14 protein-coding genes are annotated in these 14,955 nt (G+C 66.8%); 13 read left to right on the forward strand and 1 reads right to left on the reverse strand.

Translation table 11 applies throughout. From position 1 onward, the window contains the following. Window positions 1-3 precede the first annotated feature (3 nt). The 6 genes from aroC to nusB all read left to right on the forward strand — a co-directional run bounded on the left by aroC (window position 4) and on the right by nusB (window position 4,524). Window positions 4-1,203, forward strand: a complete 1,200-nt coding sequence (gene aroC / locus QF050_RS13455; RefSeq protein WP_308932173.1) for a chorismate synthase — start codon at window positions 4-6, stop codon at window positions 1,201-1,203. Beyond that, window positions 1,203-1,772, forward strand: coding sequence for a shikimate kinase (locus tag QF050_RS13460; protein ID WP_374121526.1), 570 nt, complete (start codon window positions 1,203-1,205; stop codon window positions 1,770-1,772). Before aroC ends, QF050_RS13460 begins: the two co-directional genes overlap by 1 nt. Further along, a complete protein-coding gene (gene aroB, locus QF050_RS13465) occupies window positions 1,769-2,860 on the forward strand; it encodes a 3-dehydroquinate synthase (RefSeq protein WP_308930866.1) in 1,092 nt (363 codons plus the stop codon). Before QF050_RS13460 ends, aroB begins: the two co-directional genes overlap by 4 nt. After that, window positions 2,860-3,378: a tetratricopeptide repeat protein gene (locus tag QF050_RS13470; protein WP_308930867.1), complete on the forward strand. Its 519-nt coding sequence runs from the start codon at window positions 2,860-2,862 to the stop codon at window positions 3,376-3,378. Before aroB ends, QF050_RS13470 begins: the two co-directional genes overlap by 1 nt. 172 nt (window positions 3,379-3,550) lie before the next feature. Continuing rightward, window positions 3,551-4,114: an elongation factor P gene (efp, locus tag QF050_RS13475; protein WP_018761428.1), complete on the forward strand. Its 564-nt coding sequence runs from the start codon at window positions 3,551-3,553 to the stop codon at window positions 4,112-4,114. Further along, on the forward strand, window positions 4,114-4,524 hold the full coding sequence (nusB, locus tag QF050_RS13480; protein ID WP_018761427.1) for a transcription antitermination factor NusB: 411 nt from the start codon (window positions 4,114-4,116) through the stop codon (window positions 4,522-4,524). Before efp ends, nusB begins: the two co-directional genes overlap by 1 nt. A 72-nt stretch (window positions 4,525-4,596) precedes the next feature. Here nusB and QF050_RS13485 read toward each other — a convergent pair whose 3' ends face one another. Beyond that, window positions 4,597-5,871, reverse strand: a complete 1,275-nt coding sequence (locus tag QF050_RS13485) for a PrsW family glutamic-type intramembrane protease (protein ID WP_308930868.1) — start codon at window positions 5,869-5,871, stop codon at window positions 4,597-4,599. 177 nt (window positions 5,872-6,048) lie between these two features. Between QF050_RS13485 and pyrR the strand changes: the two genes are divergently transcribed. The 7 genes from pyrR to pyrF are packed head-to-tail and all read left to right on the forward strand — an operon-like array spanning window position 6,049 to window position 14,953. Beyond that, complete coding sequence (gene pyrR / locus QF050_RS13490) at window positions 6,049-6,636, forward strand: bifunctional pyr operon transcriptional regulator/uracil phosphoribosyltransferase PyrR (RefSeq protein WP_308930869.1); 588 nt, start codon at window positions 6,049-6,051, stop codon at window positions 6,634-6,636. Then, window positions 6,633-7,655, forward strand: coding sequence for an aspartate carbamoyltransferase catalytic subunit (locus QF050_RS13495; protein ID WP_308930870.1), 1,023 nt, complete (start codon window positions 6,633-6,635; stop codon window positions 7,653-7,655). The genes pyrR and QF050_RS13495 overlap by 4 nt, the downstream gene beginning before the upstream one ends. After that, window positions 7,655-8,995: a dihydroorotase gene (locus QF050_RS13500; RefSeq protein ID WP_308930871.1), complete on the forward strand. Its 1,341-nt coding sequence runs from the start codon at window positions 7,655-7,657 to the stop codon at window positions 8,993-8,995. Before QF050_RS13495 ends, QF050_RS13500 begins: the two co-directional genes overlap by 1 nt. After that, on the forward strand, window positions 8,995-9,513 hold the full coding sequence (locus QF050_RS13505; RefSeq protein ID WP_308930872.1) for a hypothetical protein: 519 nt from the start codon (window positions 8,995-8,997) through the stop codon (window positions 9,511-9,513). Before QF050_RS13500 ends, QF050_RS13505 begins: the two co-directional genes overlap by 1 nt. After that, window positions 9,494-10,783 (forward strand): glutamine-hydrolyzing carbamoyl-phosphate synthase small subunit, encoded by a 1,290-nt coding sequence (carA, locus tag QF050_RS13510; RefSeq protein WP_374121527.1) that lies wholly within the window; start codon window positions 9,494-9,496, stop codon window positions 10,781-10,783. Before QF050_RS13505 ends, carA begins: the two co-directional genes overlap by 20 nt. Beyond that, a complete protein-coding gene (gene carB, locus QF050_RS13515) occupies window positions 10,783-14,100 on the forward strand; it encodes a carbamoyl-phosphate synthase large subunit (protein WP_308930874.1) in 3,318 nt (1,105 codons plus the stop codon). The genes carA and carB overlap by 1 nt, the downstream gene beginning before the upstream one ends. Further along, a complete protein-coding gene (gene pyrF, locus QF050_RS13520) occupies window positions 14,093-14,953 on the forward strand; it encodes an orotidine-5'-phosphate decarboxylase (RefSeq protein ID WP_308930875.1) in 861 nt (286 codons plus the stop codon). Before carB ends, pyrF begins: the two co-directional genes overlap by 8 nt. Window positions 14,954-14,955: the final 2 nt, after the last annotated feature.

The raw sequence follows: 14,955 nt of genomic DNA on the forward strand, positions 1-14,955 counted from the left end.
GAAATTATGCGTTGGTTGACTGCCGGTGAATCCCATGGCCCGGCTTTGATGGGAATTATTGAGGGTGTTCCCGCAGGTGTGGAAATCACCAGCGGGGACATCGCTGACTCCCTGGCCCGCCGCCGGCTCGGCTATGGCCGCGGCGCACGGATGAAGTTCGAACAGGACGTGGTCACCATCCTGGGCGGGGTCCGGCACGGCCGCACCCAGGGCGGTCCCGTCGCCATCCAGGTGGGCAACACCGAATGGCCCAAATGGGAGCAGATCATGTCTGCCGACCCTGTGGACCCCGAACTCCTCGCCGACCAGGCCCGCAACGCGCCGCTGACGCGGCCGCGCCCCGGCCACGCCGACTTCACCGGCATGCAGAAATATGGCTTCGATGAGGCCCGTCCCGTCCTGGAGCGCGCAAGCGCCCGCGAAACCGCAACCCGTGTGGCGCTTGGCACCGTGGCAGCCCGGTTCCTCCGGCAGCTTGGGATCGAGCTGGTCAGCCACACCGTTTCCATCGCCAGCGTCACTGTGCCCGAAGGCCGCCCGCTGCCGTTGCCCGGCGATGTGATCGCCTTGGACACGGATCCGCTGCGCTGCTTCGACCGCGAAACCTCCGACGCCATGGTTGCCGAGGTGGACGCCGCGCACAAGGAAGGCGAAACGCTCGGCGGCGTGGTGGAAGTCCTCGCCTACGGGCTTCCGCCCGGACTGGGCAGCTATGTGCACTGGGACCGCCGGCTCGACGCCCGGCTGGCCGCGGCGCTCATGGGAATCCAGGCCATCAAGGGCGTGGAGGTGGGCGACGGCTTCCTGACCGCGGCACGCCGGGGTTCGGCCGCCCACGACGAGATCGTCCGGGACGCCAAGGGCCGCATCGGCCGCACCAGCAACCGCGCAGGCGGTATCGAAGGCGGAATGAGCATCGGTGACGTCCTCCGGGTCCGTGCCGCTATGAAGCCCATCGCCACGGTGCCGCGCGCCCTGCGCACCATCGACGTCAGCACCGGTGAACCGGCCAAAGCCCACCACCAGCGCTCGGACGTTTGTGCCGTCCCGGCCGCAGGCGTCGTGGCCGAGGCCATGGTTGCCCTGGTCCTGGCCGAAGCCGTCATCGAGAAATTCGGCGGCGACTCCGTGGCGGAAACCGCCCGCAACATCAAGGGTTACCTGGACAACATCCCGGCTTCCCTGGACTCGATCGGCCAATAGTGCTTCATCACGGCAGTACCGGCCACGCAGGCGGCCGGCCGATTGTGCTCATCGGCCCAATGGCCGTCGGTAAATCGGCCATTGGGCAGCAACTGGCACAACAGCTGGGCGTCCGGTTCATTGACACCGACGCCGTCATCGTTGCCGGGCACGGATCCATCGCCGATATCTTCGCAGGCCGCGGTGAGCACGCGTTCCGGGAGATCGAAGCCCGGACCGTCGCCGACGCCGTCGAGGAAACGGAAGGGACCACTACGGTCATTTCGCTGGGCGGCGGTGCCGTCCTCGACTCAGGGACGCAGCAGCTCATGGGCCGCTGCACCGTGGTCTACCTCGAATGCGACGCTGATACCGTGGCAGACAGGATTGCCCGGAACTCGGGCCGGCCGCTCCTCGCCGGCGATGCCATGGGCCGCTGGACAGCAATGTTCGCCACCCGCAAGCCGGTCTACGAGAGGCTGGCAGACATCACCCTGGACGTCCGCCACGGTTCGATACCCGAGCTCGGCGGACGGCTGGAAGCAGCACTGCGGAACCACGCAGCTGCCAAACAGGAAGTTGAGAAGTGAACACGCAATCAACAGTCATCAACGTCACCGGCGAAGTTGCCGGAAACAACTATGGCGTCGTCGTCGGGCGCGGCCTTCTTGGTGAACTTCCCGCCCTGCTGGGTGAACGCGTCCGGAGGGTCCTGGTGATCCACCCCCGTGCCTTGCGCCTCACCGGCGACACCGTCCGCGACGAGCTGGCTGAGGCCGGCTTCACCTCGCTCACGGCGGAAATTCCTGACGCCGAAGAAGGCAAGCACATCCAGGTGGCGGCATTTTGCTGGCAGGTCCTGGGCCAGAACGACTTCACCCGTTCGGACGCCATCGTGGCCGTTGGCGGGGGAGCCGTCACCGACCTCGCCGGCTTCGTCGCCGCCACCTGGCTGCGCGGAGTCAAGGTCATCCACATGCCCACCAGCCTGCTGGGCATGGTGGATGCGTCTGTGGGCGGAAAAACCGGCATTAACACCGCCGAAGGAAAGAACCTGGTGGGGGCGTTCCACCCGCCGGCGGCCGTCCTGGCGGACCTGGACACCCTGGACACGCTGCCGAAGAATGAAATCATTTCCGGCCTCGCCGAGGTGATCAAGTGCGGCTTCATTGACGACCCCGCCATCCTCGACCTGGTGGAGAAAGACCCGGCCGCGGTGGTGGATCCCCGCTCGGACGCCCTGCGCGAGCTGATCGAACGCGCCATCGCTGTAAAGGCGAAAGTGGTTTCCGAAGACCTCAAGGAATCCGGGCTCCGGGAAATCCTGAACTACGGACACACACTGGGCCATGCCATCGAACTGGTGGAGCGGTATTCATGGCGTCACGGCGCCGCGGTATCCGTGGGCATGATGTTCGCGGCCGAACTTGCCCGGAGCGTGGGCCGTCTCAGTGATGCCGACGCCGACAGGCACCGGAGCATCCTGGAGGGGCTTGGGCTGCCGGTCACGTACCGGCGGGACCGGTGGCAGGGGCTGCTGGACGGGATGCGGCGCGACAAGAAGTCCCGCGGCGACCTGCTGCGCTTCGTGGTGCTGGACGGAATCGCCAAGCCGGGCATCCTTGACGTGCCGGACACCTCGCTGCTGTTCGCCGCGTACCAGGAGATTGCGTCCTGATGCGGGGCGACATGACCGGCACCGCCGACTGGCCCCAGGCCGGGTTCCCAGGAATCCGCATCAACCCGGATACCCTGATGCCGCAGATCGTCAATGAGGACGCTGTCCGGGAAGCCCTGTCAGCTTCAACAGACCCTGCCGACCACATCTTCGTCCTGCTGGTCGAAGGCCACGCCTCCGAGGCGGCCGAACTCCTGGCCGAAGCACGGTTCAAGGACCCGGAATCGTTCAGGTTGCGCGTCTTCGAAGCCGAGGTACTGAGCATCACCCACCGGATGGACCGCGCCATTGAACTGTTCCGGCAGCTCCTGGCCGAGGTCCACGGAACTCCCCGCGAAGCGCTGGCACTGCAGTTCCTGGGCACCACCCAGTACGCAGCAGGCCAGACCTCCGCCGCTGTGGAGTCCTTCTCCAAAGCCCTGGACCTGCGGGTGGCACAGTCCGCGGATGCCGCCCAGATCTACTCCTCCACCGTGGCGCTCCAGCGGGCACGGGACATCCTGGATTTGGCCTGCTGAGGCGGCAGCCGACGGCAGCGGAAAGGCTGCCCGGTATTTACCGGTAGAATGGTTGTGGAATTTTTGCATCCACGCGATTTTTGACAAACACGTGCAGGCGGGCCGAATTGGTTTGCCCGCCCGGCATACAGCACTGGCCCACACGGCCGGACAACGAAACCAGAGGAAACCAGTGGCAACCACTAACGACATTAAGAACGGAACGGTCCTGAAGCTCGAGGGCCAGCTGTGGAACATCATCGAGTTCCAGCACGTCAAGCCCGGCAAGGGCGGCGCATTCGTCCGCACCAAGATGCGCAACGTGATGTCCGGCAAGGTTGTCGACAAGACCTTCAACGCCGGCCTCAAGATTGAGACGGCCACCGTCGACCGCCGCGACTACCAGTACCTCTACCAGGACGGCGCGGACTTCGTGTTCATGGACACCTCCGACTACGACCAGATCACCGTTTCCGGTGCCACGGTGGGGGACGCCACCAACTTCATGCTTGAGAACCAGATGGTGAACATCGCCATCCACGACGGCAACCCCCTCTACATCGAACTGCCGCCGAGCGTTGTCCTCGAAATCACCTACACCGAGCCGGGCCTGCAGGGCGACCGCTCGTCCGCCGGCACCAAGCCTGCCACCCTGGAAACGGGCTACGAGATCCAGGTTCCGCTGTTCATCGAAAACAACACCAAGGTCAAGGTGGACACCCGCGACGGCAGCTACCTGGGCCGGGTCACCGAGTAGTGAGCGCCCGCGGTAAAGCCCGCAACAGGGCACTGGATGTTCTTTTCGAGGCGGAGCAGCGCTCTGTTTCGGCGTTTGACGTGCTTCGTGCCCGCCGGGAAAAGACCGACCAGGTGGTCAACCCCTACACCCTGGAAATCGTCGAGGGCGTAGTGTCCCAGCAGGCAGCCATTGATGAGTTCCTGGAGACCTACTCGCAGGGCTGGAGCCTGGAACGCATGCCGTCCGTGGACCGCATCATCCTGCGTATCGGCACCTGGGAGCTCCTGTACAACGACGACGTCCCGGACGGCGTAGCGGTCAGCGAGGCTGTTGCGCTGGCCAAGACGTTGTCAACGGATGAGTCGCCGCAGTTCATCAACGGCCTGCTCGGCAGGCTGCAGCAGTTGAAGCCATCGCTGCTCGCCTGACCTGACAACCAGGTCCACAGCATGTGACGCGGAAGGGGCCCGCCGGTCAACCGGCGGGCCCCTTCTGCGTTCTCAACCGGAGACCGCTGCGCGGAGCTCGAGGATCCTTTGGAGCTGCTGCCGTTCTTCGGCCTGGTGGAGGGCCACGTCCCGTCCGCTCAGGATCCGCTGGCGGGTATTGGCCAGCTGTGTGGCGGCCTTCAGGAACTGCCGCATCTGCGGCTTCCGGCCGGAGTTGGCGGCCCATGCCAAGGCCGTGCGCCTGCCTCCGGGGGTCGCCAGGAGCTGGACCTCGTCGGGGGTGAACCAGCCCGCGGCCGAATACTCCAGCAGCCGCTGCCGGGTCAGGCGCTTCTCGGCAACCCGAAGGAAGATGATGCCGCCTACCGCCAGCAGGAAGATCGGAACCTGGACCACGATGTAGTCCAGCAGGAAACCCCGTCCCATGCTGTTCCACCTGTTGTGCAGGAACATGGCCGGCAGCAGCCCGACGAGGAACGCTGCCACGGAGGCTCCGGTGTGCCACTTCCTTGCGGCGAAACCCATGACCAGGCCGGTGGTTCCGGTGAAGATCGCGTGTGCGAATGGCGACATCACGCCGCGGAGGAAGAAGATTTGGGCGAGGTCGCCGGCCGGGGAGGCTGAGTCGGCCACAGCCCTGCCGAAGTAGAGGATGTTTTCGGTGAAGGCGAACCCGCCGGCGATGGTGAAGGCGAACACGACGCCGTCCACGGGCCCGTCGAACTGCCGTCGCGCTGCCAGCAGGATGATCAGCAGGCCCAGGGATTTAGCGAATTCCTCTACGATGGGCGCCTGCACAGTGGCCATATAGGTCTGCAGGTCCGGCTGGTCGGTGAACTGGAATGCGACCACGAAGAACGGCTGGATAAGCAGCGTCACGGCTACGGATACCGCTGCGCCCCAGATGAACGCGAAGAACAGCAGCCGCTTGGGTTCCGGTTCCCACCTGTCGATGATGTGGACCGCCCCCAGGACCACGGACAAGGGAATCATCGACGCCAGGAACCCGATCAGGAATCCGGCGGCGCCGGTGTTGGACAGAAGGAACGGGACCACCAGGAACAGGCTCAGGAGGGCGAGGACACCGCCTGCTATGGAGAGCCCCGCCAGTCCGCTCCGCGCCCGCGATGCCCGCAGTACAGTCCCTTGGACCTGGGGCCCGACCGTGGCCAACGGAAGGCCACCGTGCCCTGGTGCTGAGCGGTAGTGTCCGGGATGGACCTGGCCCATCCAGCTGGGGTTGGCCTGCTGGGGCACGGGCCCGGGCGCCTCGCGATACGGGTCGTCCGGGAGCCCGGGTGTTGGTCGCTGCGGATACGTCGGCATACCCGAAAGCCTAGGCGGGGGCCGCCGGACGGCCAAGGAACCGGAAACCCGCGCCATCCGATGTGACCAGCAACGCGTTCCCGGGGCACGGGCAGCCGGAGGCCATGTGGTAATTTTGAACAGCAAATATTCCTTTTTTAATTCCGTCCTGTGAGGCGGGGAAAGGGGAGACGAGCGTTGACTTCTGTCACCAGCGCACCGGTTCCAGCCAGGGTTGTCCTCAGCCAGGCGGACATTGACCGGGCACTCACTCGTATCGCCCATGAGATCCTCGAAGCCAACAAGGGATCCCGGGACCTGGTCCTGCTGGGCATTCCCCGCCGCGGTTACCCGCTGGCTCTCCGGCTGGCCGAAAAAATCGCCGCCGCCGACGCCACCGTGGACGCCGCCGCCATCGTGGGCCAGCTCGACGTCACCATGTTCCGCGACGACCTGTCCCACCAGGGGACCCGGCCGCCGTACCCCACCAAACTGCCCCGCACAGGCATCGACAACAAGGTGGTGGTACTGATCGACGACGTCCTGTACTCCGGCCGCACCATCCGCGCCGCCCTGGACGCCCTCGTGGACCTCGGCCGGCCGCGCATCGTCCGGCTTGCAGTCCTGATCGACCGGGGCCACCGCGAACTTCCCATCCGCGCTGACCATGTTGGCAAGAACCTGCCCACGTCCTCAGCCGAAAAGGTACGGGTCCGGCTCGAGGAGACCGACACGCCCGAGGGCGGAACCCCGGTCAACGAAGTCGTAATCGAGGGCGGCGCATGAAACACCTCCTATCCACCCAGGACCTCAGCCTTGCGAACGCCATCCGCATCCTGGACACCGCCGAGGAAATGTCTGCCGTGGGGGAGCGGGAAGTCAAGAAACTCCCGGCCCTGCGCGGACGCACAGTGGTCAACCTCTTCTTCGAGGACTCCACCCGGACCCGCATCTCCTTCGAAGCCGCCGCCAAGCGGCTGTCTGCCGACGTGATCAACTTCGCCGCCAAGGGGTCTTCGGTATCCAAGGGAGAGTCCCTCAAGGACACCGCCCAGACGCTGTCCGCCATGGGTGCCGACGCCGTCGTCATCCGCCACTGGGCGTCCGGCGCGCCACACAGGCTCGCTGCAACGGACTGGATCGACGCCGGTGTCATCAATGCCGGGGACGGCACCCACGAACACCCCACCCAAGCCCTCCTCGACGCCTTCACGATGCGCCGGCACTGGGCCCGTCTGGCCGGCACCGGGTCGGAAGGAACCGACCTCAAGGGCCTGCGTGTAGCCATCGTGGGCGACGTCCTGCACTCGCGCGTGGCGCGATCCAACGTCTGGCTGCTCCGTACCCTTGGTGCTGAGGTCACCTTGGTGGCGCCGCCCACGCTGCTGCCGGTCGGCGTCGAACAATGGCCCTGCAGCGTCAGCTATGACCTTGACCAAACCCTGGCCAACGGTGTGGACGCCGTCATGATGCTCCGCGTCCAGGGCGAACGCATGAACGCCTCGTTCTTCCCCAGCACCAGGGAATACTCCCGCCGTTGGGGATTCGACGACAACCGGCTCCGCGCCCTGGACGACCTCGGCATGACCGATACCATCATCATGCATCCCGGTCCCATGAACCGGGGCCTGGAAATCAGCGCCGCCGCAGCGGACTCACCCCGGTCCACCGTCCTGGCGCAGGTCCGCAACGGCGTGTCCGTCCGGATGGCCGCACTGTACCTGCTGCTCTCCGGGGATTCCCGCGAACCAGCCGCAACCCGGGCCCCGGCCTACACCGCCCCGCCCATCAAGGAGAGCATCTGATGACGACCACCACCGGAACCTACCTCATCAAGGGCGCCTCCATCCTTGGCGGCGAAGCCTCGGACCTGCTGGTCCGCGACGGCATCATCGCCGAAATCGGCAACGGCCTGGCTGCCGATGGGGCCACGGTGATCGACGCCGCCGGCCTCGTGGCCTTGCCCGGCATGGTGGACGTCCACACCCACCTCCGCGAACCCGGCCGGGAGGACGCCGAAACCGTCGAAACCGGAACCCGCGCAGCGGCGCTGGGAGGCTACACCGCCGTCCACGCCATGGCCAACAGCACCCCCGTCGCGGACACCGCCGGCGTCGTCGAACAGGTCTACACCCTGGGCCGCGCCGCAGGCTGGGTGGACGTACGCCCGGTCGGGGCCGTCACCGTCGGCCTGGCGGGGGAGCAGCTGGCAGAGCTCGGCGCAATGGCCGATTCCCGCGCCCGGGTCCGGATGTTCTCCGACGACGGCATCTGCGTCCACGACCCCGTGCTGATGCGCCGGGCGCTGGAATACGTCAAGGCGTTCGACGGCGTCGTGGCCCAGCACGCACAGGAACCCCGCCTCACCGCCGGGGCACAGATGAACGAGGGCGACGTCTCCGCGGTCCTCGGCCTGACCGGCTGGCCTGCGGTTGCCGAGGAAAGCATCATCGCCCGCGACGTCCTGCTGGCCCAGCACGTCGGCTCGCGGCTGCACGTCTGCCACGTATCCACGGCAGGCTCAGTGGAAATCATCCGCTGGGCCAAAGAACGGGGCATCGACGTCACCGCCGAGGTTACCCCCCACCACCTGCTGCTCACCGACGACCTCGTACGCAGCTACGACCCCGTCTTCAAGGTCAACCCGCCGCTGCGGACCGACGCAGACGTCCAGGCATTGCGTGCCGGGCTCGCAGACGGCACGATCGACGTTGTGGGTACCGACCATGCACCGCACCCCAGCGAGCACAAAGAGTGTGAATGGGCGCAGGCCGCCATGGGAATGACGGGGCTTGAAACCGCCCTCTCCGTCGTGCAGCACGCCATGATCGAAACCGGGCTCATGACGTGGGCGGATTTCGCCAGGGTCACGTCCACGGCCGCGGCAAGAATCGGCCGGCTCACCGACCAGGGGCGGCCCATCGAGGCGGGTGAGCCCGCCAACCTCATCCTGGTGGACCCGGCAGCCCGCTGGACCGTCGATCCGTTCGCGATGGCCACCATGGGCCGCAACTCGCCGTTCAAGGGCAGGGAACTGCCGGGCAAGGTGGTGGCCACCTTCTTCAAAGGACACCCCACCGTGCTCAATGGTGCACTCAACACGCCGCACCCCGACGCCGCAGCCACCCCGGCAGGCGCTGCCTGATGGACAAGATCCTTCCCGGCCTTGCCATGCTGGCGGTCGTCGCGGTCGTCTTTGTCCTCCTGGGCATCGGCTGGCGGAACCGCCTGAGGCGCCAGTCCGACGTCGAACAGCTGCCCCCGGTGCCTGCCGCACCCGGTGAGCCCGCCGCCGTCGCCGAAGGGCAGTACGTGGCTACCACCACCGCCGGTGACTGGCTTGACCGGATCGCCGTCCACGGCCTGGGGATCCGCACCAACGCAACCCTCGCGGTGTACCCCCACGGCGTCCTCTACGAACGGTCCGGCGCTCCTGCCCTTTACGTCCCCGCCGCTTCCCTGACAGGCGTCCGGCAGGACAGCGGCATGGCGGGGAAGTTCGTCGAGAAAGACGGCCTGCTGGTGCTGGCGTGGACGCTCGGCAAGCATGAGCTGGACACCGGCTTCCGGACCCGCCGCGCCGCCGACAAAGACGTGCTGTACCAGGCCCTTCAGGAATTGATTTCGTCAGCCCCAGCGGCTGGTGCCACCAGTGGAAAGTAAGACAGTGAAAGCGAATACATTGACAGCAACCACCTCCGCTCCGGCAGCGCTTGTCCTCGAAGACGGCCGCATCTTCCGCGGCACCAGCTATGGCGCCACCGGTACCGCCCTGGGCGAGGCCGTCTTCGCCACCGGCATGACCGGCTACCAGGAAACCATCACGGACCCGTCCTACGCCCGCCAGCTGGTGGTCCAGACGGCACCGCACATCGGCAACACCGGTGTGAACAGCGAGGACGCCGAGTCCCGGCGGATCTGGGTGGCCGGCTATATTGTCCGGGACGCCGCCCGCCGGCCCTCCAACTGGCGCTCCGAGCGATCCCTGGACGAGGAACTGGTGGACCAGGGCATCGTCGGCATCCAGGGCGTGGACACCCGCGCCATCACCCGCCACCTGCGCGAGCACAAGACCATGCGCGCCGGCATCTTCTCCGGCGAGGCAGCAGAGGCCACGGACAAGGAACTGCTCGACGCCGTCCTGGCCAGCGCCCCCATGGAGGGTTCCCGACTCGCCGAGGAAGTCAGCGTGGACGAAGCCTACGTGGTGGAACCGAAGGATCACGGCTGGGACGGCGAACCCCGCTTCACCATCGCCGCGATCGACCTTGGCATCAAGCGCATGACCCCCGTCCGCTTCGCTGAGCGCGGCGTCCGCGTCCACGTGCTGCCCGCCACCGCCACCCTCGCGGACGTCAAAGCCGTCAACCCGGACGGTTTCTTCATGTCCAACGGCCCCGGCGACCCCGCCACGGCTGACGCCCAGGTCAGCCTCCTGCGCTCCGTCCTGGACGAAAAGCTGCCGTACTTCGGCATCTGCTTCGGCAACCAGATCCTGGGCCGGGCACTGGGCTTTGGTACCTACAAGCTCCGCTACGGACACCGCGGCATCAACCAGCCCGTGATGGACCGCCGCACCGGCAAGGTCGAAATCACCTCCCAGAACCACGGTTTTGCCGTGGACGCCCCGCTCGAGGGCGCAACCCAGGCACCGGAGGCACGCTACGGCCGGGTGGAAGTGAGCCACATCAGCCTGAACGACGACGTCGTGGAAGGCCTCGCCTGCCTGGACATCCCGGCGTTCTCCGTGCAGTACCACCCGGAAGCCGCGGCCGGCCCGCACGACGCGGCCTACCTGTTCGACCGCTTCATCGAGCTCATGGAAGGCACGCGGGACGGCAGGAACGCCAACCTTTCCAAGGAGCCCGTGGACGCCGCCCACCCCGCAGGCGCTGACACCAAAAACGACAACAAGACCGAGGACAAGAAGTAATGCCGAAACGTACAGACCTCAAAAGCGTCCTCGTCATTGGTTCCGGCCCGATCGTCATCGGCCAGGCCGCCGAATTCGACTACTCCGGCACGCAGGCCCTGCGCGTCCTGAAGGAGGAGGGCCTGCGCGTCATCCTCGTGAACTCCAACCCGGCCACCATCATGACCGATCCGGAGTTCGCCGACGCCACCTACGTCGAACCCATCACCCCCGAGGTGGTGGAGAAGATCATCGCCAAGGAACGGCCCGACGCCGTGCTGCCCACCCTGGGCGGCCAGACCGCGCTGAACACCGCCATCGCTCTGGACAAGAACGGTGTGCTCGAGAAGTACAACGTGGAGCTGATCGGCGCGAACATCGCCGCGATTGAACTCGGCGAGGACCGTGAAAAGTTCAAGGGCGTCGTGGAGCGCTGCGGCGCCGAATCCGCACGCAGCCACATCATCCACACCATGGACGAGGCCCTCACCGCCGCCGGCGACCTCGGCTACCCCATGGTGGTCCGCCCCTCCTTCACCATGGGCGGCCTGGGCTCCGGCCTGGCCTACAACGAGGAAGACCTGCGGCGCATTGTCGGACAGGGCCTGCAGTACAGCCCCACCAGCGAGGTGCTGCTCGAAGAGAGCATCCTGGGCTGGAAGGAATACGAGCTCGAGATGATGCGGGACAAGAACGACAACGTGGTTGTCGTCTGCTCCATCGAGAACTTCGACCCCGTGGGCGTGCACACCGGCGACTCCATCACCGTGGCTCCGGCGCTGACCCTGACCGACCGCGAGTACCAGAAGCTGCGCGACGTCGCCATCGCCGTCATCCGCGAGGTGGGCGTGGACACGGGCGGCTGCAACATCCAGTTCGCCATCGACCCCGCCACCGGCCGCGTGGTGGTCATCGAAATGAACCCCCGCGTTTCCCGCTCCTCCGCGCTGGCGTCCAAGGCCACCGGCTTCGCGATCGCCAAGATCGCCACCAAGCTCTCGCTCGGCTACACCCTGGACGAGATCCCCAACGACATCACCCAGAAGACCCCCGCCTCCTTCGAGCCCACCCTGGACTACGTGGTGGTCAAGGTCCCGCGCTTCGCCTTCGAGAAGTTCCCGGCGGCGGACAACACCCTCACCACCACCATGAAGTCGGTGGGCGAGGCCATGGCCATGGGCCGCAACTTCACCGAAGCCCTGCAGAAGGCGCTGCGCTCCCTGGAGCAGAAGGGCTCGCAGCTGGACTTCAGCAGCGTCCCGGAATGGGAAGTCGCCGAACTCATCGAAAAGGCCAAGCGCCCCACCACCGAGCGCCTGCACCAGGTCCAGCGCGCCCTCCTGGGCGGCGCCACCGTGGACCAGCTTTTCGAGGCCACCAAGATCGATCCCTGGTTCCTTGACCAGCTCCAGCTGCTCAACGAGATCTCCCACGAAATCCGCCAGGCCGGTGCACTGACGGCGGACATGCTCAAGCGCGCCAAGCGCCACGGGTTCTCGGACGAGCAGATCGGTTCCCTCACCCACAACCCTGAAGCCGTGGTCCGGGGCGTCCGCCAGGCCCTCGGCATCCGCCCTGTCTACAAGACCGTGGACACCTGCGCCGCCGAGTTCGCGGCCTACACGCCCTACCACTACTCGGCCTACGACGAGGAGGACGAGGTTGCGCTGCACTCCAAGCCGTCCATCCTGATCCTCGGCTCCGGCCCCAACCGCATCGGCCAGGGCATCGAGTTCGACTACTCATGCGTCCACGCGTCCATGGCGCTGCGCAAGGCCGGCTACGAGACCGTCATGGTCAACTGCAACCCGGAAACCGTCTCCACCGACTACGACGTCTCCACCCGGCTGTACTTCGAGCCCCTCACGCTCGAGGACGTCCTCGAGGTCATCGCGGCCGAGGAACGCACCGGCGGCGTCATGGGCGTGTTCGTCCAGCTGGGCGGCCAGACCCCGCTGAAGCTCGCGCAGCAGCTCGCCGACGCCGGCGTGCCCATCCTGGGCACCTCACCGGAGGCCATCGACCTCGCCGAGCACCGTGGCGCGTTCTCCCGCGTGCTGGACAAAGCCGGCCTGGTGGCCCCGAAGAACGGCACCGCCGTGTCCTTCGAGGACGCCAAGAAGATTGCGGATGAGATCGGCTACCCCGTCCTGGTCCGCCCGTCCTACGTGCTGGGCGGCCGCGGCATGGAAATCGTCTACGACGAGCCCAACCTCTCCCGCTACATCGCCAACGCCACCGAAATCACCCCGGACCACCCGGTACTGATCGACCGCTTCCTGGAGGACGCCGTCGAAATCGACGTCGACGCCCTCTACGACGGCACCGACATGTACCTGGGCGGCATCATGGAACACATCGAGGAAGCCGGCATCCACTCCGGCGACTCCGCCTGTGTGTTGCCGCCCATCACCCTGGGCAGCAACGTCATCGAGCGCGTCCGCACCGCAACCCGCGCCATCGCCGAAGGCGTGGGCGTCCGGGGCCTGATCAACATCCAGTTCGCGCTGGCCTCGGACGTCCTGTACGTCCTGGAAGCCAACCCCCGGGCCTCCCGGACCGTGCCCTTCGTGTCCAAGGCGACCGGCGTCCAGATGGCCAAGGCTGCCGCACTGATCGGCACCGGTGTGACCATCAACCAGCTGCGCAGCGCCTACAAGATGCTGCCCGAAACCGGTGACGGCTCCACCCTGCCGCTGGACGCTCCCGTGGCCGTCAAGGAAGCCGTACTGCCGTTCAGCCGGTTCCGGACGCCCGAGGGCAAGGTGGTGGATTCCCTGCTCGGGCCCGAGATGCGCTCCACCGGCGAGGTCATGGGCATTGACAAGCACTTCGACACGGCCTTCGCCAAGAGCCAGGCAGGTGCCAACAACGCGCTGCCCACCGAGGGCAAAGTCTTTGTGTCCGTGGCTAACCGGGACAAGCGCTCGGTGATCATGGGCGTCAAGCGGCTCTCGGACCTCGGGTTCGAAATCGTCTCCACCGGCGGCACCGCCGACGTCCTGCGCCGCAACGGCATCCAGGCCACCCCGGTCCGCAAGGTCGCCGAGGGAAGCAGCGCTGAAGGGGAAGGCACCATTGCCGACCTCATCGTCGCCGGCGAGATCGACATGGTCTTCAACACGCCGTCAGGCGGCGAGGCCCGCAGCGACGGCTACGAGCTCCGGGCCGCGGCCACGTCCATCGGTATTCCGTGCATCACCACGGTGGCCGAGTTCAACGCCGCCGTCCAGGCCATCGAAGCCATGCGCACCTATGAGTGGTCCGTCACCAGCTTGCAGGAGCACGCGGCAGCCCTTGCCGAGTCGCAGCAGAAAGCGGCCCTTCAGCATGCCTGAGCAGCTACCAGGCGCCGGCCGGGAGTCCTTTGGCTCCCGGCTGGGCGCCGCCATGGCGGCCCGGGGCCCGCTCTGCGTGGGCATCGACCCCCACCCGGCGCTGCTGAAGAGCTGGGGCCTGGACGACGACGCCGCGGGGCTGAAGCGCTTTTCGCTCACGGTCCTGGAGGCCGTAGCTCCGCTCGCTGCCGCGGTGAAGCCCCAAGTGGCGCTTTACGAACGGCACGGCTCGGCCGGCATTGCCGTGCTGGAGGAGGTCCTGGCCGAGGCCCGGGACCGCGCGGTTCTCAGCATCGCCGACGCCAAACGTGGGGACATCGGTTCCACCATGGCCGCTTACGCCGACGCCTGGCTCCGTGACGGCTCCCCGCTCGCGGCGGACTCGGTCACGCTCAGCCCCTACCTCGGTTTTGAGTCATTGCGGCCGGCACTGGACCTTGCCGCGGAAACGGGCCGGGGCGTGTTCGTCCTTGCCCTGACCTCCAACCCGGAGGGCGCGTCGGTCCAGCACGTGGGCGGAAAGGACTCCGTGGCCCGCAGGATCACGGAGTCCGCGGCAGCGGAGAACTCCCGGTATGCCGGAAATCTCGGTTCTGTTGGCCTCGTGGTTGGTGCAACCGTCGGCGGCGCCCTGGCAGACCTGGAACTGGACCTGGCGGCAGTCCGCGGCCCCATCCTGGCGCCTGGTCTCGGTGCCCAGGGGGCAACACCGGATGACCTTCGGGCCACGTTCGGCGACGCGTACCCGCTGGTCCTGGGAACCTCCAGCCGCGACATCCTGTCGGCGGGACCGCAGGTGAGCGCACTGCGCGAAGCCGCCATCCGCACGCTCGACGGGCTCCGCAGGGAGTAACA

Origin of the sequence: Arthrobacter sp. SLBN-112, assembly GCF_030944625.1 — a bacterium.
Classification (GTDB): Bacteria; Actinomycetota; Actinomycetes; order Actinomycetales; family Micrococcaceae; genus Arthrobacter.